The organism is Hydrophilobacter chitinilyticus (assembly GCF_049860745.1).
Lineage (GTDB): Bacteria > Pseudomonadota > Gammaproteobacteria > Burkholderiales > Burkholderiaceae_C > Rhodoferax_B.
In genome coordinates, this window is sequence record NZ_CP187561.1 from 4,732,914 (window position 1) to 4,751,493 (window position 18,580).

Annotated in this window: 18 protein-coding genes; 7 read left to right on the forward strand and 11 right to left on the reverse strand. The window is 60.6% G+C overall.

The window, feature by feature from the left end; all coding sequences use genetic code 11:
* Nucleotide 1: 1 nt before the first annotated feature.
* The 7 genes from ACPWMG_RS21010 to ACPWMG_RS21040 all read right to left on the reverse strand — a co-directional run bounded on the left by ACPWMG_RS21010 (nucleotide 2) and on the right by ACPWMG_RS21040 (nucleotide 6,500).
* Nucleotides 2-949: a glycoside hydrolase family protein gene (locus tag ACPWMG_RS21010; protein WP_483301458.1), complete on the reverse strand. Its 948-nt coding sequence runs from the start codon at nucleotides 947-949 to the stop codon at nucleotides 2-4.
* 7 nt (nucleotides 950-956) lie between these two features.
* The gene (locus ACPWMG_RS21015; RefSeq protein WP_483301459.1) at nucleotides 957-1,934 is read right to left on the reverse strand and encodes a class I SAM-dependent methyltransferase; all 978 of its coding nucleotides are present in this window, start codon (nucleotides 1,932-1,934) and stop codon (nucleotides 957-959) included.
* Nucleotides 1,931-2,635, reverse strand: a complete 705-nt coding sequence (locus ACPWMG_RS21020; protein WP_483301460.1) for a class I SAM-dependent methyltransferase — start codon at nucleotides 2,633-2,635, stop codon at nucleotides 1,931-1,933. The genes ACPWMG_RS21015 and ACPWMG_RS21020 overlap by 4 nt, the downstream gene beginning before the upstream one ends.
* A complete protein-coding gene (locus ACPWMG_RS21025) occupies nucleotides 2,610-3,545 on the reverse strand; it encodes a glycosyltransferase family 2 protein (protein WP_483301461.1) in 936 nt (311 codons plus the stop codon). The genes ACPWMG_RS21020 and ACPWMG_RS21025 overlap by 26 nt, the downstream gene beginning before the upstream one ends.
* Nucleotides 3,542-4,237 (reverse strand): WbqC family protein, encoded by a 696-nt coding sequence (locus ACPWMG_RS21030; RefSeq protein ID WP_483301462.1) that lies wholly within the window; start codon nucleotides 4,235-4,237, stop codon nucleotides 3,542-3,544. Before ACPWMG_RS21030 ends, ACPWMG_RS21025 begins: the two co-directional genes overlap by 4 nt.
* Nucleotides 4,238-4,532: 295 nt before the next feature.
* Complete coding sequence (locus ACPWMG_RS21035; protein WP_483301463.1) at nucleotides 4,533-5,567, reverse strand: L-idonate 5-dehydrogenase; 1,035 nt, start codon at nucleotides 5,565-5,567, stop codon at nucleotides 4,533-4,535.
* 129 nt (nucleotides 5,568-5,696) lie between these two features.
* Complete coding sequence (locus ACPWMG_RS21040) at nucleotides 5,697-6,500, reverse strand: IclR family transcriptional regulator domain-containing protein (protein ID WP_483301464.1); 804 nt, start codon at nucleotides 6,498-6,500, stop codon at nucleotides 5,697-5,699.
* Between the two features lie 93 nt (nucleotides 6,501-6,593).
* Here ACPWMG_RS21040 and ACPWMG_RS21045 point away from each other — a divergent pair, with 93 nt between their 5' ends.
* From ACPWMG_RS21045 to pcaF, 3 genes are read left to right on the forward strand one after another with little or no spacing between them, the layout of a single operon-like run.
* Nucleotides 6,594-7,310, forward strand: a complete 717-nt coding sequence (locus tag ACPWMG_RS21045) for a 3-oxoacid CoA-transferase subunit A (RefSeq protein WP_483301465.1) — start codon at nucleotides 6,594-6,596, stop codon at nucleotides 7,308-7,310.
* 2 nt (nucleotides 7,311-7,312) lie between these two features.
* Nucleotides 7,313-7,972: a 3-oxoacid CoA-transferase subunit B gene (locus tag ACPWMG_RS21050; RefSeq protein WP_483305299.1), complete on the forward strand. Its 660-nt coding sequence runs from the start codon at nucleotides 7,313-7,315 to the stop codon at nucleotides 7,970-7,972.
* An 8-nt stretch (nucleotides 7,973-7,980) separates the two neighbouring features.
* Complete coding sequence (gene pcaF, locus ACPWMG_RS21055) at nucleotides 7,981-9,186, forward strand: 3-oxoadipyl-CoA thiolase (RefSeq protein ID WP_483301466.1); 1,206 nt, start codon at nucleotides 7,981-7,983, stop codon at nucleotides 9,184-9,186.
* A 95-nt stretch (nucleotides 9,187-9,281) separates the two neighbouring features.
* On the opposite strand, the gene ACPWMG_RS21060 is transcribed toward pcaF, so the two are convergent.
* Both ACPWMG_RS21060 and ACPWMG_RS21065 read right to left on the reverse strand, forming a co-directional pair.
* Nucleotides 9,282-10,496, reverse strand: a complete 1,215-nt coding sequence (locus ACPWMG_RS21060) for a DesA family fatty acid desaturase (protein WP_483301467.1) — start codon at nucleotides 10,494-10,496, stop codon at nucleotides 9,282-9,284.
* A 161-nt stretch (nucleotides 10,497-10,657) separates the two neighbouring features.
* Nucleotides 10,658-11,986 carry an RsmB/NOP family class I SAM-dependent RNA methyltransferase gene (locus tag ACPWMG_RS21065; protein ID WP_483301468.1) on the reverse strand — a complete coding sequence of 443 codons (1,329 nt, stop codon included), beginning with the start codon at nucleotides 11,984-11,986 and terminating at the stop codon, nucleotides 10,658-10,660.
* A 44-nt stretch (nucleotides 11,987-12,030) separates the two neighbouring features.
* On the opposite strand from ACPWMG_RS21065, the gene ACPWMG_RS21070 reads away from it, so the two are divergent.
* Nucleotides 12,031-12,267 (forward strand): DUF1653 domain-containing protein, encoded by a 237-nt coding sequence (locus ACPWMG_RS21070; protein ID WP_483301469.1) that lies wholly within the window; start codon nucleotides 12,031-12,033, stop codon nucleotides 12,265-12,267.
* Between the two features lie 72 nt (nucleotides 12,268-12,339).
* Here the strand turns inward: ACPWMG_RS21070 and ACPWMG_RS21075 are convergent, their stop codons facing one another.
* Together ACPWMG_RS21075 and ACPWMG_RS21080 are read right to left on the reverse strand one after the other, a co-directional pair.
* Nucleotides 12,340-13,533 carry an ATP-binding protein gene (locus ACPWMG_RS21075; RefSeq protein ID WP_483301470.1) on the reverse strand — a complete coding sequence of 398 codons (1,194 nt, stop codon included), beginning with the start codon at nucleotides 13,531-13,533 and terminating at the stop codon, nucleotides 12,340-12,342.
* 31 nt (nucleotides 13,534-13,564) lie between these two features.
* Nucleotides 13,565-14,314, reverse strand: coding sequence for a response regulator (locus ACPWMG_RS21080; protein WP_483301471.1), 750 nt, complete (start codon nucleotides 14,312-14,314; stop codon nucleotides 13,565-13,567).
* A gap of 579 nt (nucleotides 14,315-14,893) precedes the next feature.
* Here ACPWMG_RS21080 and ACPWMG_RS21085 point away from each other — a divergent pair.
* From ACPWMG_RS21085 to ACPWMG_RS21095, 3 genes are read left to right on the forward strand one after another with little or no spacing between them, the layout of a single operon-like run.
* Nucleotides 14,894-16,051 carry an ROK family protein gene (locus ACPWMG_RS21085; protein WP_483301472.1) on the forward strand — a complete coding sequence of 386 codons (1,158 nt, stop codon included), beginning with the start codon at nucleotides 14,894-14,896 and terminating at the stop codon, nucleotides 16,049-16,051.
* Complete coding sequence (locus ACPWMG_RS21090; RefSeq protein WP_483301473.1) at nucleotides 16,048-17,559, forward strand: sugar ABC transporter ATP-binding protein; 1,512 nt, start codon at nucleotides 16,048-16,050, stop codon at nucleotides 17,557-17,559. Before ACPWMG_RS21085 ends, ACPWMG_RS21090 begins: the two co-directional genes overlap by 4 nt.
* Entirely contained in the window at nucleotides 17,543-18,541 is a 999-nt protein-coding gene (locus ACPWMG_RS21095; RefSeq protein ID WP_483301474.1) for an ABC transporter permease, read from the forward strand. Before ACPWMG_RS21090 ends, ACPWMG_RS21095 begins: the two co-directional genes overlap by 17 nt.
* Nucleotides 18,542-18,580 lie beyond the last annotated feature (39 nt).

Sequence of the window (18,580 nt, forward strand, 5' to 3'; positions counted from 1 at the left end):
TTTACTCCATGACGGCCAGACCAAAACCGGTCTTGCCGTACCCATTGCCGTTGTAGAGCATGTACATCCGCCCCTGGTGCTCAAACACACAGGGATAGCAGATCATCTCGCTGTCCCAACCAGTGGGAGAGACGTCGATGCCTGATAGGGCGTCGTTGCGCTGCCATTGGCGCCCATCAGCAGACGATGCAAAGCCGATGCGATAGGTGTCGGTCGTCTTAGTAGCTCGGTGCGCATACCACATGAAGTAAGTGCCTTCACGGTGAATCACACTGGGCCGACCGAAGGCATATTCGTACTCGTCGGCAAACGGCAGGCACATGCCGGGGTGGCAGGTCCAATCCACGCCATTGTGCGAATGTGCGTAGTGAATGCCGTAGTGATGTTTCCAGCCCTGCTCGGTCTTTGTCCAACTGATGCCCGAGTTGTACCAAGTCTGCCAGAGGTCGCCTGATACATGGAAGGCCGTAGCGGCTGCGAATAGCGGGTTGTGTTTGTCGCGGCCGAGCACCGGCCCCTGGAAGTCGCGCGTCAGCGTGAGCTCGCCCGCATCCAGCGTTGCACGTCCGGTGTCGCAAATCCACAGGCCTTCGGGCAGGTTCTGCCAGCCCACGTAGTAAAGGTAGATGGCACCGCCATGCTTGACGAAACACACGCTGATGACGCCATCGCAGTCAAAGTAGCAAGGCTCACCTGGTCCCAAAGCCATCTTGGGTGTGCCCAACAGTTCGACATGGCCATCAGAGACGATCGCGTTGCACAAAAAGATATGCGAACGTTGACGCTCGTCCCGGCGTGTAAATGCAATAACGTAACGATCGCCTTCGATGTGGATGGCGCATGGGTGCGAACCATGCGAAAAAACGTCACCATTCGGTTCGAACACCAGGCCCTTCTTGGTCCATGGAAACGGCTGCTTGCCAGCGACAAAGGAATTCAGCGGCGTCATGTGGAACTCAGTTCTTTTCCAACGAAGCGCGAAGTGCCGACTCAAGAAAAGCCACGCGGCTCACGCCACGCCGCTCAGCTTCTTCGTAAATGCGATCGCGCAATGCCGGCTCCACGCCTTCCAACTTACCCAAGTAGCGGCTGCGGATGGAGCCGCCTCGCTTGCCTACATGAGGCACATCGATGTTGACGGGTAATGGGTCTGTGCTGGCCTGGAACTCGATGACGTAGAAACAGTTGCTCAACTCCCAACTCAGCTTCACGTTGCGAACCGTTGCCGGTAAAGCGGCCAGAGGCGCTGTGCAGGCGTACAGAGCATTGTTGTTGACCAGCATTCGGCCCAGTTCGGTATCGACCAACCATGGTGCCAAGCCCTCGTCGCCGATCACAACGTTGCCGCCAGACTTCACCAAGCGGTTCATCTCGGCAATGCCTTTGGCCACGTCGGGGAACAGATTGATGCCGCCAAAGTGATAGGCCGCGTCGAAGAAGCCATCTTCAAATGGCAGATTGGTGGCATCGCTCACGGAGAAGTTGAGTGCCACGCCGGAACCTGCCAGTTCAGAGCGGTAGCGCGACACGCCAGCCAGCAGCATCTCCTTGGCGATGTCCTGCACGTAGATCTCGCCCGCACCATCTAGCGCACGCACCAGGTAAGGCAGATCGTTGCCTGCGCCCGCGCCGGTGATGAGTACGCGCTGCCCTTTTTTCAAGGCAATGCGCGCGATAAGGCGCTCGCGCAGTCCTTCCTCATCGGTCTGAAAAGTGTTGAATACCCAGCGCAAGGCGTTATCGTGCATCTCGGCAGCGTTCTCCAACGAATACTCGTTGGCACCTTCGTGCTCGCTCGCAAATACGGGTACGTCTGTACCCTGGGCGAATGCAAAGAAATGCCCGTTGGAACACGCCAGACCATCGGATCTCTGCGTCAGGGGCGCGCGAGCACATGCTGGCTCGGTACAGCGGTAGGAAGAATAACTGATCATGAACCGTCTCGTTTCTGACAAACAACCCAGAACAGGCTTTCGGAGACACCGTAGTAATCGTTGCTCGCATAGCCAAAGGAAAAATTCTCAAACCAGGGCGAGAGGTAAGCCTCGATCTGATCCTTGCTGGAAAACGCATGAAGGCGGTAGCCATCGCGATTGCCATAGGGGTCAGCCTGAATGCGCTGCGAACCGTCCTCAAGGGGAATCGCATTCTTGAAGATGTAGGATTCCAGGCTGGCCACAGACGCCACCAACCAGCCGCCCGGCTTCATCACCCGGGCATATTCCTTCATGTTGTCGGCGAAGCTCTCACCTTCGTCGCAGTAATAGCAGCAGTGGCAGGCTAGCAGATGATCGAAGTAGCCATCGTCGAACGGGATTTTGCTGTTACGCCCCACACGCAGGTCGGCTTTGTGCCCAAGTTTGGTCAGGCGTTCGTTAGTCTGCCGAACAATGCCCTCGGTAATTTCAATGCCGCTTACGGCATAGCCTTGGTCACACAGGAAAACGGTATTGCGGCCGTCACCGAAAGCAATGTCGAGCACCCGATCGCCAGCAACTGGCTTGCGAAACTTCAGGCCCGGATAGTTGGCCAGGAAGGTGCGAACAACAAACTCGGTGGGATAGACCCGCAGGCCAGCGCGCTGGGCGTAAAAGTGCTCGTAGCTGCTGTCAATTGGTGGGGGAGAATTTGCCATAGATTTTCCTGATGATGATGGAGGGCCTCTGCTTGGTTTCAGCAAAGACCTTCGAGAGATAGATGCCGATCAGGCCCAAGAAAGAAATGATCATGCCGCCGAGCAGCCAGATGGAGACCATGACCGAGGTCCATCCGTCCATGGGGCTGGCCAAGATCAGCTTATGGAAGACGAGATAGCCAGCGTAGAGCAATGCGCAGGCAAAAATAATCAGGCCAGTGTAGAAGATCATGCGCAGCGGTACTTCGCTGAACGAGGTGATGGAGTTGGTAGCGTGTCCAATCTTCTTCGACAAGCTATACGTGGTGGCGCTACCCGTGTGCTTCTTCACCGTACGCTCGCACTGCTTGAATCCGGTGATGACCCACAGACAAGAAATGACCATCTCGCTTTCGCGGAACAGCAGCAATGCGTCCACATAGCGACGAGACATCAGCCGAGCAGTGACGATGTTGCGCGGGTGATCAATATTCGCAAGATAGTTGAACACCGTGTAATAGAGCTCACCGCTCCAGCGCTCGAACCAGTTGCCTTTACGCGCCTCCTGCACGCCATAGACCACATCGGCAGATTCAGCCTCCATGGTCGAGGCGAAATCCACCAGCCATTCGGGCTCCTCCTCCAGATCACTGTCGATCAAAAAGATGCGTTCACCGCGCGCCTGTGCCAGTCCCGCTTGCATCGCCTTATGGTGACCAAAATTGCGAGATAAGTCGACGACGACAACGTGAGAGTCCCGTTCAGTGAGCTGGACTGCCAGATCCAAACTGTTGTCCGGCGAACCATCGTTGACAAAGACGATTTCAAAATCTTCCCCGACTAACTGTCTCGCGGCAGTACTCGCCCGCTCATAAAATTCATTGATGTAAGCGGCGGACCGGTAGAGGGTCGCAACGATCGATAACTTCATGCGCTCACGTACCTCATAAAACGGGATGCATCCTTCCCGCAATTGAACAGCAGGTCCAATACGGTGACACCGTGAGCGAACTCGCCCCACAGCTGCGGATATTCGGGGTAGCCGGAATAGTCAAACCATGTCAACTTGATGCCCATAGCGTCAAACACCTGTTCATCGACATAGTCTTTGGCTGCGGGGCCAGAAATGTATTCATCGCCTCCAGCCTGTGCGCATAGGCTTGCCAAACGCTCAGTCTTGCCGTCCGCCAGCGTGTAATCCCACGAATTTGTGATGCGTGTACCTATACCCAGATAACGACAAACCGCTTCGATGAAGGAGCGGTTCATTTCAGACAGATGGTTGTATCTAGCTTCTAAATAGAGCGGCTGCAACCACGCCGCAACTTCGGCAAAGTGCGGTGAACGGCGGTAGTTTTGCTCCAAGGCTTTCCAATGCGCGCCAGCCCAGTCGAGTCCGTCAATCTCTGTATCGCGAATTTTTTGGTGGTACTTGCCTTTGACCAATACAGGCACCGTAAGCCACTGCACACCCTGTGGGGTTTTGATCTGGTTTCGGTTACGCCAATCGCGTCGGGTGTATTGCATGTCGTCGAACAGGATGAACTCGTCGACGGCTGCAATCATGTCGAAGTACCCCTTCCAAGGGATGTAGTTCGACTGAAGAATCGCGACCGTCTTCATTCGCCGGTCCCTTGCGACCACGTACAAAACGGCAAAACCTCTTCATCAGAGGCCCGGTTAGTCACTAGTGAAATGCTGGACGAGGCCACGTCCGCAGTAATCGTATGTTGGTTTGTATAGCCGCTTTGGCGCATAGCCTGTTGCTCTTTCCTGAATCGCGCCTCGAGAGGCCGCGCATTGCCTCAAGCACATGTGCAGAGATCGCACGCGTAACAGACAAGTTTACAGGCGAATTTGGGCCATTTTCGAAACGGCAGCTATATACGCTTACCTGGCAGATGGCGTCAAGACAACGTCACGTAAAGTCAAACTGCACTTTCATCGCCTGCGTACGGTCTGCCGCCAACGCAAACGCGCGGCCGGCATCGCGGAACGGCAGCGAGGCCGAGATCAGTGGCTTCACGTCCACCAAACCTTTGTTGATGAGCTCGACCGCAATCGCGAACTCTTCGTGGAAGCGGAAAGCGCCGCGCAGGTCGAACTCTTTGGCGACGATGGCGTTGATGGGCAGCGTCATCTCGCCACCCAAGCCCACTTGCACGATCACGCCGCGTGGGCGCAGCACATCGAAGGCGCCACGCAGTGCGCGGTCACTGCCGCTAGCTTCGAGCAGCACATCAAAGTAGCCTTTGTCGGCGCTGTATTTGGCCAGCTCTTCCGGCTGCGTGACCACATTGATGGCTTCATCGGCGCCCACCTGCTTGGCTTTGCGCAGCGGGAAGTCGCCCATGTCGGTGACCACAATTTGCGCGGCGCCGGCACGGCGTGCGGCAATCACCAGCAGTGCGCCGATGGGGCCGCAGCCGGTGACTAAAACCTTTTTACCGAGCATTGGGCCGGCGCGGTTGACGGCGTGCAGGGCCACGGCGAAGGGTTCGGCCATGGCGCCCTCGCCGTCAGAGATTTCGTCGCTCAACAAGTGGGCTTGGTGTGCTTCCACCACCAACTCTTGGCGGAAAGCACCCTGCACGTGCGGGCGGCGCATGGCGCTGCCGAAGTAGCGCATGTCGAGGCAATGATTTTGCAGGCCTTGCTGGCAAAAGCGGCACTGGCCGCAGGGCCAGCTGGGGCTGACGGCGATGCGTTGGCCCACTTTGAAGGCGCCGTTTTCAGGGCCCACGGCTTCGATTACACCGGCGATCTCGTGCCCTAACACCATGGGTTCGACCACGCGCACGGTGCCAAAGCCGCCATGCTGGTAGTAGTGCAGGTCAGAGCCACAGATGCCGCCTTTGGTGACGCGCACCTTCAACTGGCGTGGGCCGACGGCAGCGGTAGGGACTTCTTCGACGCGCAGGTCTCCCGCGGAATGGATGACGAGGGCTAGCATGGACACGGTCTCCGTTTATCGTTGGTTGATGGCACTATGGTACGACGATTGAATCGCCTGCCCCATCGCGGCTAACCCTCAGAACACGGACGATGTGTCTCGCTGCTGTGGCCTCAGCAAGCCGCGTCTTCACCCCTGCGGGCCGATCAGCCGCGACATTTCGCGCGCTGCGTTGACCAGCGCCGGAACCATGGTTTCCTGCATCGCCTTGGCATTGGTGCGGTTGACCTGACCGCTGATGTTCAGCGCCGCGATGGTGCGCCCGGCGTGGTTGACCAGCGGCGCGGCCACGGCGATCAAGCCCTCTTCCAACTCTTGGTTTACCAGGCACCAGCCCTGGCGGCGCGCTTGTTCAACTTTGGCGCGCAAGGCGTCCACCTCGGTGATGGTGTGTTTGGTTTGGGCTTGGCGGTCGGACTGTTCTAGGCGACGCAGCATTTCGTCTTCGGGCAAATCAGCCAGCAGCATGCGGCCCATCGCCGTGCAATACGCAGGTAGGCGCGAACCCACGCCCAGGCCGATGCGCATGATTTTGCGCGTGGGCACGCGCAGCACGTAGACGATGTCGGTGCCGTCAAGCACGGCGGCGGAGCTGGATTCTGAGACCTGCACCACGAGCGCCTCCATCACCGGCTCGGCCACGTTCCACATCGGCATGGACGACAGGTAAGCAAAGCCAAGATCAAGGATGCGCGGCGTGAGGCGAAAAAAGCGCTCCTGGCTTTCCACATAGCCAAGCGTTTGCAAGGTGAGCAAGATACGCCGAGCGCCGGCGCGCGTGAGCCCCGTGCGCTCGGCCACTTGCGACAAGGTTTGCGCGGGCGTGCGGGCGCTGAACGAGCGGATCACATCCAAGCCGCGTGCAAACGACTGCACGTAGGCGTCGCCTGGCTTGGGGGCTTGTTCTGCGGCTTCTTCTGAACGGGTTGCCATCGCTGTCACGACCTCCTAAAATTCATTATAAGAACAAATGTTCTATATACGAACATTTGAAGTCAATTGAAGGCCAATCCTGGAGGCACTTTCATGATCAACAAAATTGCACCTTCCGTCGCCGCCGCGATGGAAGGTGTGCGCGACGGCAGCACGGTGCTGATTGGCGGCTTTGGCACCGCTGGCATTCCGGCTGAGCTGATCGACGGCCTGATCGAACAAGGCGCGGGCGACCTCACCATCGTCAATAACAACGCAGGCAACGGCGAGAGCGGTTTGGCGGCGCTTCTAGCCACAGGGCGGGTGCGCAAGATCATCTGCAGCTTTCCGCGCCAAGCTGACAGCCAGATGTTTGATGCGCTGTATCGCAGCGGCAAGATTGAGCTGGAACTGGTGCCGCAAGGTAATCTGGCCGAGCGCATTCGCGCCGCAGGTGCCGGCATTGGCGCCTTTTACACGCCTACCGGCGCAGGCACCCCGCTGGCCTTGCATGCCGATGGCACCCCGAAAGAAACGCGCATGATCAACGGCCGTGAACATGTACTCGAATGGCCGATCCACGCCGACTTGGCGCTCATCAAAGCCGAGCGCGGCGACCGTTGGGGCAACCTCACCTACCGCATGGCCGCACGTAACTTCGGCCCGGTGATGGCCACCGCCGCCAAGCGTACCATCGCCACGGTGCACGAGGTGGTGCCGCTCGGCGCGCTCGACCCCGAGACCATCGTCACCCCCGGCATTTACGTGCACAGCGTGGTGCAGATCGCACGCGTGGCCACCCAAGCCGGTGGCTTTAAAAAGGCGGCATGATCATGACCAACCCAAGTTATCAACGGCGCACCAAAGACCAACTCGCCGCGCGCGTGGCGCAAGACATCTATGAGGGCGCCACAGTCAACCTTGGCATCGGCATGCCCACACTGGTGGCCAACCACATCCCCGCCGACCGCGAGGTGCTGCTGCACAGCGAAAACGGCATTCTGGGCATGGGGCCTGCGCCCACGGCAGGCCACGAAGATTACGACCTGATCAACGCTGGCAAACAGCCGGTGACGCTGCTGCCCGGCGGCGCCTTCTTTCACCACGCCGACAGCTTCGGCATGATGCGCGGCGGCCATCTCGACATCTGTGTGCTTGGTGCTTTTCAAGTCAGCGCACAAGGCGATTTAGCCAACTGGCACACCGGCGAGGCCGACGCCATTCCCGCCGTGGGCGGCGCCATGGATCTGGCCATTGGCGCCAAGCAAACCTGGGTGATGATGGACTTGCTGACCAAACAAGGCGCGAGCAAAGTGGTGGCGCAATGCACCTACCCGCTCACCGGAAAGCGCTGCGTGAAGCGCATCTACTCTGACCTGGCCACACTGGCCTGCACGGCAGACGGCCTAGTGCTGATCGACCTGGTGGACGGCTTGAGCCATGCCGAACTGGAGCGCTTGCTTCAATTGCCTATCGCCAAAACTTCAATCTAAAAACGACCATGACAAACCAAGCCTTCATCTGCGACGCCATCCGCACCCCCTTCGGCCGTTACGGCGGCGCCCTCAGCAGCATCCGCACCGACGACCTGGGCGCCATTCCGCTGCGCGCGCTGATGGCACGCAACCCCAATGTCGATTGGCAAGCCGTGACCGACGTGCTTTACGGCTGCGCCAACCAGGCTGGCGAAGACAACCGCAACGTGGCCCACATGGCCAGTCTGCTGGCCGGCTTGCCGATCGACGTGCCGGGCGCCACCATCAACCGGCTGTGTGGCTCGGGCCTGGATGCGATCGGCAACGCTGCACGCGCCATCAAGGCGGGCGAAGCCGGGTTGATGATTGCCGGTGGCGTGGAAAGCATGAGCCGCGCGCCGTTTGTCATGCCCAAGGCTGAATCGGCGTTCTCGCGGCAAAACGCGATCTATGACACGACGATTGGCTGGCGCTTCGTCAACAAGCGCATGAAGGAGCAGTATGGCGTCGACTCCATGCCCGAGACGGCCGAGAACGTGGCCACGGAATTCGGTATCAACCGCGAAGACCAAGACCGCATGGCGCTGTCCTCGCAACTCAAAGCCGTGGCCGCGCAGCAAGCCGGTTACTTTGATGCGGAGATCACGCCCGTCACCGTGCCGGTGAAGAAAGGCGACCCCGTCGTGGTGAGCGAAGACGAACACCCGCGCTCGACTTCGCTGGAAGCTTTAGCCAAACTCAAACCCGTGGTGCGGCCCGACGGCACAGTGACCGCAGGCAATGCGAGCGGCGTGAACGACGGTGCCTGCGCCCTGCTGTTGGCCGATGAAGCCAACGCCGCCAAGCATGGCCTCACGCCCAAGGCGCGCGTGGTCGGCATGGCCACTGCAGGTGTGGCGCCTCGCATCATGGGCATGGGCCCCGCGCCCGCCACACTGAAAGTGCTGGCGCTGACGGGCCTGAGCCTGGCGCAGATGGATGTGATTGAACTCAACGAAGCCTTTGCCGCACAAGGCCTGGCGGTTCTGCGCCAATTGGGCTTACAAGACGATGATCCGCGTGTGAACCCCAACGGCGGTGCCATCGCCTTGGGCCACCCACTGGGTGCCAGCGGCGCACGCTTGGCCACCACGGCGGTCAATCAATTGCAGAAGACCGGCGGCCGTTATGCGCTGTGCACCATGTGTATTGGCGTGGGCCAAGGCATCGCAGTGATTCTGGAAAGAGTTTGATCTCTAACTCCAAAAAATTAGGTCGGTAAAACCAAACGCCCAACAAAAAGCCCGCTTCAAGAGCGGGCTTTTTGTTGGGAGCGACGTTTAAGGTTTTAAACGCGTGCGGAACGCAGCTTGACCGAAAACTCGCTCAGCGCAGCGATACCGCTGCTTTCAGCGCGATGGCACCAGGCTTGCAGGTCAGCCGTGAGTTGTTCACGCGAGTGCGAAGTGTTGAGCCACATTTGGCGCAGCTCTTCACGCATGGTGATCATCTTGTCGAGCACAGGGTGCGCAGCGCGCACTTGCTCCACGTGCGGTTGGGCAGCAGCGGGCACCTTGTCGGCATCGCGATGCAACCAACGCTTGGCCGATTCCAGAACCGACACGTCGGCTTGCTTGGCACGCAGGGCGTCGATTTCTGCACCGGCAGCGCGGCGCATTTCGCGGGCGTAACCTGCCATCACTTCGTAGCGGTGGGCGATCAGTGCTTCCAACGTCTTTTCGTCTGCCACAGGCTTGATGTCGCCCAGTTGCAGCTTCGGTGGCGTCTTCTTGACCTTGGCCAAGCCGACTTTTTCCATCAGGCTGATGTAAACCCAGCCGATGTCGAACTCGTAAGGCTTGACCGAGAACTTGGCCGACGTAGGGTAGGTGTGGTGGTTGTTGTGCAACTCTTCACCACCAATGATGATGCCCCAGGGCGAAATGTTGGTGCTGGCGTCTTGCGCCTCGAAGTTGCGGTAGCCCCAGTAGTGGCCAATGCCGTTGATGATGCCAGCGGCGGTCACAGGGATCCAGACCATTTGCACGGCCCACACAGCCAAACCAGCCACGCCGAACAGTGCCAGGTTGATGATCATCATCAAGCCCACGCCTTGCCAGCTGTAACGGGAATAGACGTTGCGTTCCATCCAGTCGTCTGGGCAACCCAAGCTGAACTTGGCAATCGTTTCCAGGTTCTTGGCTTCCTTGCGGTACAGCTCGGCACCGGTCCAGAACACGGTTTCAATCCCGTGCGCGTGGGGGCTGTGCGGATCGTCCTTGGTTTCGCACTTGGCGTGGTGCTTGCGGTGCACCGCAACCCATTCCTTGGTGACCTGGCCCGTGCCCAGCCAGAGCCAGAAGCGGAAAAAGTGTGCGGGGATGGCGTGCAGATCCATGGCCCGGTGGGCCTGATGGCGGTGCAGGTAGATGGTGACGCTGGCGATCGTGATGTGCGTGGTGAACAGCGTGTACAACACGATCTGCCACCAGGACAGGTTCCACAGCCCATTGGCCAACCAATCTACAGCCGCATTCAATACGGCCCAATCGGGTAACAACATAAATCTCTAGTGCCTCAGTGTTTTATTGCCAACCTACATTTGATGACAAACGTATGTCAGCAAAGACTTTTTTCAAACCCTCGGATTTTAATTCGAGAGTAGGAAATCTCCTACTCCGGGCAAAACCTACAAAACGCTTGCTTATTGCCCTTTGAGCGGAATTACTGCTTTTGCCAGGCCGCAGCAAAGAAGCCATCGGTGCCATGACGATGCGGCCAAAGGCGCAGATAGGTCGCGCCATTGGCGCCGCCGCTACACAATTTGCCAGCGTCTTCTACCTTTAGCTGGGTCAACACGTCGGCAATTTCAAGGGGTGAAAACGCTGGGTGTGCGGCGGAGAAGGCTTCGGCGATGGCTTCGTTTTCTTCCGGTAACACACTGCACGTGGCGTAAACCAGACGTCCGCCCGGCTTCAACAACCGTGCGGCGCTCGCCAGAATGGCGGTTTGCTTCAGCACCAGCTCGGCCACGGCCTGTGGCGATTGGCGCCACTTCATGTCTGGGTTACGACGCAAGGTGCCCAAGCCGCTGCAAGGCGCATCCACTAACACACGGTCCATCTTGCCGGCCAGACGCTTGATGCGCTCGTCGCGCTCGTGGGCAATGGCGACGGGGTGCACGTTTGACAGGCCGCTACGGGCCAGGCGTGGCTTCAAAGCATCCAGCCGATGGCCGGATGTATCAAATGCGTAAAGTCGGCCGGTGCTGCGCATGCCCGCACCAATCGCCAGGGTTTTGCCACCCGCGCCAGCGCAAAAGTCGGCCACCATTTCGCCGCGTTTCGCGTCGAGCAACAGGGCTAGCAGTTGCGAACCTTCGTCTTGCACTTCGATGGCGCCACGGGTGAAAGCGTCAACCTTTTGCAAATTTGGCTTGTCTTGCAGGCGCAGGCCCCAAGGGGAATACGGCGTAGGGGTGGCAGCAATGCCCTCTTTCGCCAATTCAGCCTGCACTTCGGCGCGTTTGCCCAGCATGGTGTTGACACGCAGGTCGAGCCCGGCGCCACGGTTCAGGCTTTCAACCAGCGGCCAGAATTCGTCCTGCAGTTGGGCGCGCAGCGGCTGCACCAGCCACTCGGGCAGGTTGTGGCGATGGCGGTCCATCAGGTCAGATGGATCCACCTGATCACACTGGTCGAGCCAGTTTTTCTCTTGGTCGTTCAAGCCGCCCTTGATGAAGTCGCGCGACGCGCGCTGGGGCTTGGCACCAGCGGGTTGGCTTCGGCGCAGTTGGTCGTCCAGGCTGTGGGCAAAGCCCAAAATCGCCAGGCGACGCTCTTTCGGACCACTGCCGGAAGGGGCCAGATGGTCAAACAATAGTTTTTTGCGCAGCACGGTGTAGACCGTCTCTGCCAGAGTGGCGCGCTCGCGTGGGCCCAGGTTACGGTGGTCGCGGAAATAACGTGACACCACCGAGTCAGCGGGGTGGTCGAATTTGAGTGCTAGACGGACGAGTTCCGTGCACTCGTCCAATACGGCTTTAGGATGCATAGCCCCGATTGTCCCACGGGCAGCACTATTTGCCCGTCCCCATCATGACCGACCACGACCCCCCACCCCTGATTGAAACCCCGCCCGGCCGCTACCAGCACTACAAAGGCGGGCTGTACGACGTGATCGACACGGTTCGCCATAGCGAGACCTTGGAACCGATGACTTTGTACCGCGCGCTCTACGGGGCCCACGGCCTGTGGGTACGCCCGGCAGCGATGTTTTTGGAAACGGTGGAGATTGACGGCGTGGTGCGCCCACGTTTTGCCAAAATTTCTTAAGTCAAAAAGGCGTTTTGCGCTTACTGCATCAGCGCAAGAAGCTACAAATTTAGCAGTGAAATTTAGTAGTATTTACGCGGGCACAGCAGCGCGCGGCAACACCAGGCTCGCCACCAGCCCGCCCTCCTCCCGGTTGCGCAGCAGCAATTGCCCGCCATGGCGCCGCGCAATGTCGTGCGCAATCGACAAGCCCAGCCCCACGCCGCCGTGGTTGCGGTTGCGCGACGACTCCACGCGATAAAACGGCGCCAGCACCTTGCCCAACTCTTCTTCGGGCAAGCCGGGGCCACGGTCGGCCACGTCGATGCGCAGTTGCGCGGGCTCATCAAACAACGACACCTCGGCGCTGCCGCCGTAGCGGACCGCGTTTTCCACCAGATTGCCGATGCAGCGTTTCAGCGCCGACACCTGCGCCTGCAGCGGTGCTGCTGTGCCGGCCACCTGCACACTCTGGCCCATATCGCGCAGGTCTTCCGCCATGCTTTCGATCAGCGAACTCACGTCCAGCGGCACTTCGGCCTCGGCATTGGCGTTGCCAGACAAGTAGTCGAGCGTGGTGCGGATCATCTCTTCCATCTCGGCGATGTCCTGCCGAAACTGGCGCTGCAGCGGCTCGGCTTCCAGGCTTTCGGTGCGCAGGCGCAGGCGGGTCAGCGGAGTGCGCAAGTCGTGCGACACGGCCGCCACAAAGCGGTCGCGGTCGGCCAGTTGCTGGCGGATGCGCGCTTGCATGTCGTTAAACACCTGGCTGGCCTCGCGGCATTCGGTCGTGCCGTCCACCGGCAACGGCGGGCCTTCAATGTTGTCGCCCAAAGCGCGGGCGCCACGCACCAGGCGGCGAATCGGTTCGGCCAGCCAGCGGGCACCAATCCACGCCGCGAACAGCAACGCGATCAAACGCACACCAATGTCGATGAGCAACCCGGTCTGGTGCGACACCGCACCTTCGTGTGGCGGCGGGCCAAATCGCTCGCGCGGGCCAATCGGACCAGGTTCGGCAAAACTCTGCGGGCCACTGCCCCAGACCTCGCCATCTGGCTCCATCCAACGGCTCGCAGGCGGCGGGCCACGCGGGGCCAGCTCAAAACCGGGTGGTGGGCCACCGGGCCGAGGGCCGGGGCCGAGGTGGAATTCAAACATCAGCGTCAACGCCAACACGTGGCTGGTGAGCACCGCCACGACCAGCAGCAAGGCCAACCGGCCGAACAGGCTGCGCGGCAAACAGCGCTGCAACCATGGCGCAAACCACCGAGCGACCCGCTTCATCGTCAACCCCAAAAAGCGCGCAAGTTAAAACTCAGCCCGCTGCGCGTTGCAGCGATGGCGCACCCAGCACCTGTTGAGCGTCAAACACGTAGCCCACGCCGCGCACGGTTTTGATCAATGGTGGCGCGCCTTCGCTGCCCAACAGTTTTTGCCGCAGCCGCGACACCAGCAGATCGATGCTGCGCTCAAAACAATCCATCGCGCGGCCGCGTGCCTGCTCCATCAGTTGGTCGCGCGCCAGCACCTTGCGCGGCGCGTTCAAGAACGTGGTCAGCAGTGAAAACTCGGCGTTCGACAACTGCACCACCAAGCCACTGGGCGACGTGAGGCGGCGCTGCTGGCGGTGCAGCACCCAGCCGTCAAAACGCACGGTTTCGGTATAGGCATCGGAATCGCTCGGGTCGTTGCGCGCCACGGAGCGGCGCAGCACAGTCTGGATGCGCGCCACCAGTTCACGCGGCTCGAAGGGTTTGGCCATGTAATCGTCGGCCCCCAGCTCCAGCCCCACCACGCGCTCCACGGCGGCGGCGCGCGCGGTCAACATGATGATGGGCACGCTGGAGCGTTGGCGCAGTTCACGCGCCAGCGTCAAGCCGTCGGTGCCGGGCAGCATCAGGTCGAGCACCACCAGGTCAATGGGCTGGCGCGCCAGTTGGTCGTGCATGCTGGCGCCGTCCGATGCCGCATGTGCGCCGAAGTCAAAGCGGGCCAGGTAGTCGCGCAACAAGCTGGTGATGCCCGCATCATCGTCAACGACCAAAATTTGAGGCTGTGGTTTCATGGGTGGATGACCTTCAAACGCTTACAAAACGTTTCCTGCCGCCAGTGTAGGAAGGCTTTTACCCCGCAATTCGGGCATTACACAGGCTTTACCGGCGCTGTTCGAGCGCTCAATGTAAAGCTGATATCCGCCATCATTGACCACAAATAGGTCGAAGTTAAAACTTGCTGGGCTGAAGTAGTCCTCCTACGATGCGCTACCGCCTGCGTTTGGCTCATAGAGCCTGTTCGCGATCTATTGGGGGCCGCGTTGAGGCGCAATCGGGATGAGTTGGTTGTCGGAAACCGCAGCATGGGCTCTATGCCCATGCAAGGGTTCTGGCAGGCAAATCGCCCGATTTCACCTCAACCCGGAGGGCAAATGGTGGTTCAGGCGAGCTGCGTCGTTGCCAAACCAGCCAAGGCAGAAGCCTTGGCTTGGGTTTGACGCCTCGCATCTCATCCCGAACCACCATTTGCGCGGCCCCCAATAGATCGCGAACAGGCTCTTAAGCCATCGACAGGCGGACGATAAAAAACAGGAGACAAGGCTTTGGCAGGTTCCACGCTTTTAGACAGGTTGTCGTCCCTTGAGGCCGACGTGCTGCAAACCATCTTTTGGTCGGCCGGCGCATCGCGTTTCAGCCTGTCCGACCGGCTTGGCTACTCCAAAAGCAAAACCAACAGCCTGGTCGCCTCGTTGCTCGACGTCGGCTGGCTCGAGGAAGTCGGCTTGGCCAACTCCAGCGGTGGCCGCCGCCCCGAAACCGTACAGCTCAGCGCGACACTGGGCGTGTTGATCGGCGCCGACCTGGGCGCCACCAGCCTCGACGTGGCCGTGCTGCGCCCCGACCTGACGGTGCTGGCGCAACGCAGCGAACCGGCCGACGTGCGTGCCGGCCCCGGCGTGGTGATGGCGCGGGTGCGGGTGTTGATGCGCGAGTTGCTGGCCCAATGCGGCGCCACGCCAGCCCAGGTCATCGCCATTGGCATGGGCGTGCCCGGCCCGGTGGACTTTGACAACGGCCAGCCCGTGAACCCACCGCTCATGCCGCACTGGGACAGCTTCTCCATCCGCGACTACCTAGCCGAGGAATACACCGCGCCGGTGTTCGTCGACAACGACGTGAACCTGATGGCGCTGGGTGAAATGTGGCGGCTGCAGCGCAGCCTGCAAAACTTCCTGGTCATCAAAGTGGGCACTGGCATTGGCTGCGGCATCGTCTGCCACGGCGAGGTGTACCGTGGCGCCAACGGCTCGGCGGGCGACGTGGGCCACATCTGTGTGGATACGGCCGGCCCGCGCTGCCACTGCGGCAACCTGGGCTGCGTGGAAGCCATGGCCGCCGGCCCGGCCATCGCCCGCCTGGCCACGGAAGCAGCAGCGTCCGGCGAAAGCGCCCTGCTCGCCAACTGCCTGGCCAGCAAAGGTGCCATCACTCCCGAAGACGTGGGCCAAGCCAGCCGCCACGGCGACGCGGCGGCCAACCGCATCATCCAGGACACGGGTGCGCTCATCGGGCAAATGCTGGCCTCGGTGGTGAACTTCTTCAACCCGTCGCACGTGTTCATTGGCGGCGGCATCACGCGCGTGGGGCCGCTGTTTTTGGCGTCGGTTCGGCAAAGCATTTACCAGCGCTCGCTGGCGCTCTCGACCCGGCATCTGGAAATTCAATACACACCACTGGCCGAGCAAGCCGGCCTGGTGGGCGCGGGGGTGCTGGCCATGCAAGAAACGCTGAAGAGGTCATCAAGATGAGCGTTCAGGTTGTGTTTGACAACATCGTCAAAGAGTTCGGCGCCGTGCGGGTGCTGCACGGCGTGAACTTCGCGCTGGAGCCTGGCCGCAGCGTCGGCCTGCTGGGCGAAAACGGCGCCGGTAAATCCACGTTGATGAAGATCCTGGCCGGGTTCGAGACTGCCACCAGCGGCACGCTGCGCATCAACGGCGAGGCCATGCGTTTTGCCAGCTCACGCGAAGCCGAGGCGCAAGGCATTGTGCTGATCCACCAAGAGTTCAGCCTGGCCGAAGATTTGACGATTGCGCAAAACCTGTTCCTCGGTCACGAGAAAAAACGCGGCTGGCTGCTAGACGATGCCACCATGCAACGCGAGGCCGCCGCGACAATAGCCCAGGTGGGTTTGCAGGCCGACGTGAACACCCGCGTCAAACACCTCATCGTGGCCGAAAAGCAGTTGGTGGAAATTGCGCGCGCGCTGTTGCGCAAGGCCCGGTTGTTGATCATGGACGAGCCCACCGCCACCCTCACCCCCGGTGAAACCGCGCGCCTGTTTGCGCTGATGGCGCAACTCAAGGCCGACGGCGTGACGCTGGTCTACATCTCGCACAAGCTCGACGAAGTGCAGCAAGTGACGGATGAAGTGGTGGTGATGCGCGACGGCCGCTTTGTGGCGCGCGACGAGACCGCCCACCTCACGCGCCAGCAGATGGCCAGCCTGATGGTGGGGCGTGAACTGAGCAACCTTTACCCACCCAAAGCACCGCATCCGGCCGACGCCATTCCCGCGCTCAAGGTCGGCCACCTCAGCGTGCCCGGCTGGGCGCAAGACATCAGCTTTCAAGTGCACCCAGGCGAAATTCTGGGCTTTGCCGGCCTGGTAGGGGCGGGCCGCACCGAGCTGTTCGAAGGCCTGCTGGGCCTGCGCCCGCGCAGCGGTGGCCAGGTAGAGATGCAAGGCCGCGCCGTCACGCTGACCAGCCCGCGCAGCGCCGCACAACAAGGCCTCACCTACCTCAGCGAAGACCGCAAAGGCAAGGGCTTGCACGTGCACTTTGGCCTGCGGCAAAACCTCACACTGATGGCGCTGCAACGCTACTGCACCCCCTGGCTCAAGCCGCAAGCCGAAATGGCCGCGCTGGAAGCGGCGGTCACCGAATTCGGCCTGCGCACCGGCAACCTGAACAGCAAGGCCTCATCGCTTTCTGGCGGCAACCAGCAAAAGCTGGCGCTGGCCAAAGTGCTGCACCCTGCCCCACGTGTGCTGGTACTCGACGAGCCCACGCGCGGTGTGGACGTGGGCGCCAAGCGCGACATCTATTTCCTCATCCAGCAACTGGCCGAAAAAGGCCTGGCCGTGGTGGTGATCTCCAGCGAGCTGACCGAGCTGATTGGTCTGTGCCACCGCGTGGCGGTGATGCGCGGGGGTAAATTGCAAACGGTGCTGGAAGAAGAGCAACTCACTGAACAAGCCCTCATAGCGCACGCGACAGGCACCCATGGAGACACGTATGCAGCAGTCCACTAAGGCAACCCCGGCCGAAAGCGCCAAGTACGGGCTCGCCCGCCTGCAAGGCCTAGGCCCCGTCATCGGTCTGGTGCTGCTGTGTATTGCCGGCACGCTGCTCAACGGCAACTTCGCCACGGCCGACAACGTCATGAACGTGCTCACGCGCACCTCGTTCATCGGCATCATCGCCGTGGGCATGTGCTTCGTCATCGTCTCGGGCGGCATTGATTTGTCGGTCGGCTCCATGGCGGCGCTGATCGCCGGCAGCGTGATCATGTTGATGAACACGTTAGGCCCGATGCTCAATGCGCCCGTGCTCACCGTGGTGCTGGGCATGGCCTTGGCGCTGGTGCTGGGCGCTGCCTTTGGCTTGGCGCATGGCTTGTTGATCACCAAGGGGCGCATCGAGCCCTTCATCGTGACGCTGGGCACGTTGGGCATCTTTCGCGCCTACCTCACCTACTTTTCCAACGGCGGCGCCATCACGCTCGACAACGATTTAAACGACGTCTACGCCCCGGTGTATTACGCCAGCCTGCTGGGCGTGCCCATTCCGGTGTGGGTGTTCTTGATCGTGGCGCTGCTGGGCGGCGTGATTTTGAACCGCACCGCGTTTGGCCGCTACGTGCAAGCCATTGGCTCCAACGAACAGGTGGCGCGCTACGCCGCCGTGGACGTAGACCGCATCAAGATCCTCACCTACGTCTTGCTCGGCATGTGTGTGGGCATTGCCACCTTGCTGTACGTGCCGCGCCTGGGCTCGGCCTCGCCCACCACCGGCCTGCTGTGGGAGCTGGAAGCGATTGCCGCCGTCATCGTGGGCGGCACGGCGCTCAAGGGCGGCGCGGGCAGCATCACCGGCACGGTGATCGGCGCGATTCTGCTCTCGGTCATCAGCAACATCTTGAACCTCACCAGCATCATCAGCGTGTACCTGAACGCGGCGGTGCAAGGCTTCGTGATCATTGGTGTGGCGTTCATGCAGCGCAGCAAACGCTAACCCTTTTGAGGTAGTTCCCAGTCCGTAGTCGCAAGGCTA

What these genes read in the sequence shown, in the direction of transcription:
- ACPWMG_RS21010 (WP_483301458.1), bottom strand. Translation starts at nt 949, where the DNA reads ATGACGCCGCTGAATTCCTTTGTCGCTGGCAAGCAGCCGTTTCCATGG.
- ACPWMG_RS21015 (WP_483301459.1), bottom strand. Translation starts at nt 1,934, where the DNA reads ATGATCAGTTATTCTTCCTACCGCTGTACCGAGCCAGCATGTGCTCGC.
- ACPWMG_RS21020 (WP_483301460.1), bottom strand. Translation starts at nt 2,635, where the DNA reads ATGGCAAATTCTCCCCCACCAATTGACAGCAGCTACGAGCACTTTTAC.
- ACPWMG_RS21025 (WP_483301461.1), bottom strand. Translation starts at nt 3,545, where the DNA reads ATGAAGTTATCGATCGTTGCGACCCTCTACCGGTCCGCCGCTTACATC.
- ACPWMG_RS21030 (WP_483301462.1), bottom strand. Translation starts at nt 4,237, where the DNA reads ATGAAGACGGTCGCGATTCTTCAGTCGAACTACATCCCTTGGAAGGGG.
- ACPWMG_RS21035 (WP_483301463.1), bottom strand. Translation starts at nt 5,567, where the DNA reads ATGCTAGCCCTCGTCATCCATTCCGCGGGAGACCTGCGCGTCGAAGAA.
- ACPWMG_RS21040 (WP_483301464.1), bottom strand. Translation starts at nt 6,500, where the DNA reads ATGGCAACCCGTTCAGAAGAAGCCGCAGAACAAGCCCCCAAGCCAGGC.
- ACPWMG_RS21045 (WP_483301465.1), top strand. Translation starts at nt 6,594, where the DNA reads ATGATCAACAAAATTGCACCTTCCGTCGCCGCCGCGATGGAAGGTGTG.
- ACPWMG_RS21050 (WP_483305299.1), top strand. Translation starts at nt 7,313, where the DNA reads ATGACCAACCCAAGTTATCAACGGCGCACCAAAGACCAACTCGCCGCG.
- pcaF (WP_483301466.1), top strand. Translation starts at nt 7,981, where the DNA reads ATGACAAACCAAGCCTTCATCTGCGACGCCATCCGCACCCCCTTCGGC.
- ACPWMG_RS21060 (WP_483301467.1), bottom strand. Translation starts at nt 10,496, where the DNA reads ATGTTGTTACCCGATTGGGCCGTATTGAATGCGGCTGTAGATTGGTTG.
- ACPWMG_RS21065 (WP_483301468.1), bottom strand. Translation starts at nt 11,986, where the DNA reads ATGCATCCTAAAGCCGTATTGGACGAGTGCACGGAACTCGTCCGTCTA.
- ACPWMG_RS21070 (WP_483301469.1), top strand. Translation starts at nt 12,031, where the DNA reads ATGACCGACCACGACCCCCCACCCCTGATTGAAACCCCGCCCGGCCGC.
- ACPWMG_RS21075 (WP_483301470.1), bottom strand. Translation starts at nt 13,533, where the DNA reads ATGAAGCGGGTCGCTCGGTGGTTTGCGCCATGGTTGCAGCGCTGTTTG.
- ACPWMG_RS21080 (WP_483301471.1), bottom strand. Translation starts at nt 14,314, where the DNA reads ATGAAACCACAGCCTCAAATTTTGGTCGTTGACGATGATGCGGGCATC.
- ACPWMG_RS21090 (WP_483301473.1), top strand. Translation starts at nt 16,048, where the DNA reads ATGAGCGTTCAGGTTGTGTTTGACAACATCGTCAAAGAGTTCGGCGCC.
- ACPWMG_RS21095 (WP_483301474.1), top strand. Translation starts at nt 17,543, where the DNA reads ATGCAGCAGTCCACTAAGGCAACCCCGGCCGAAAGCGCCAAGTACGGG.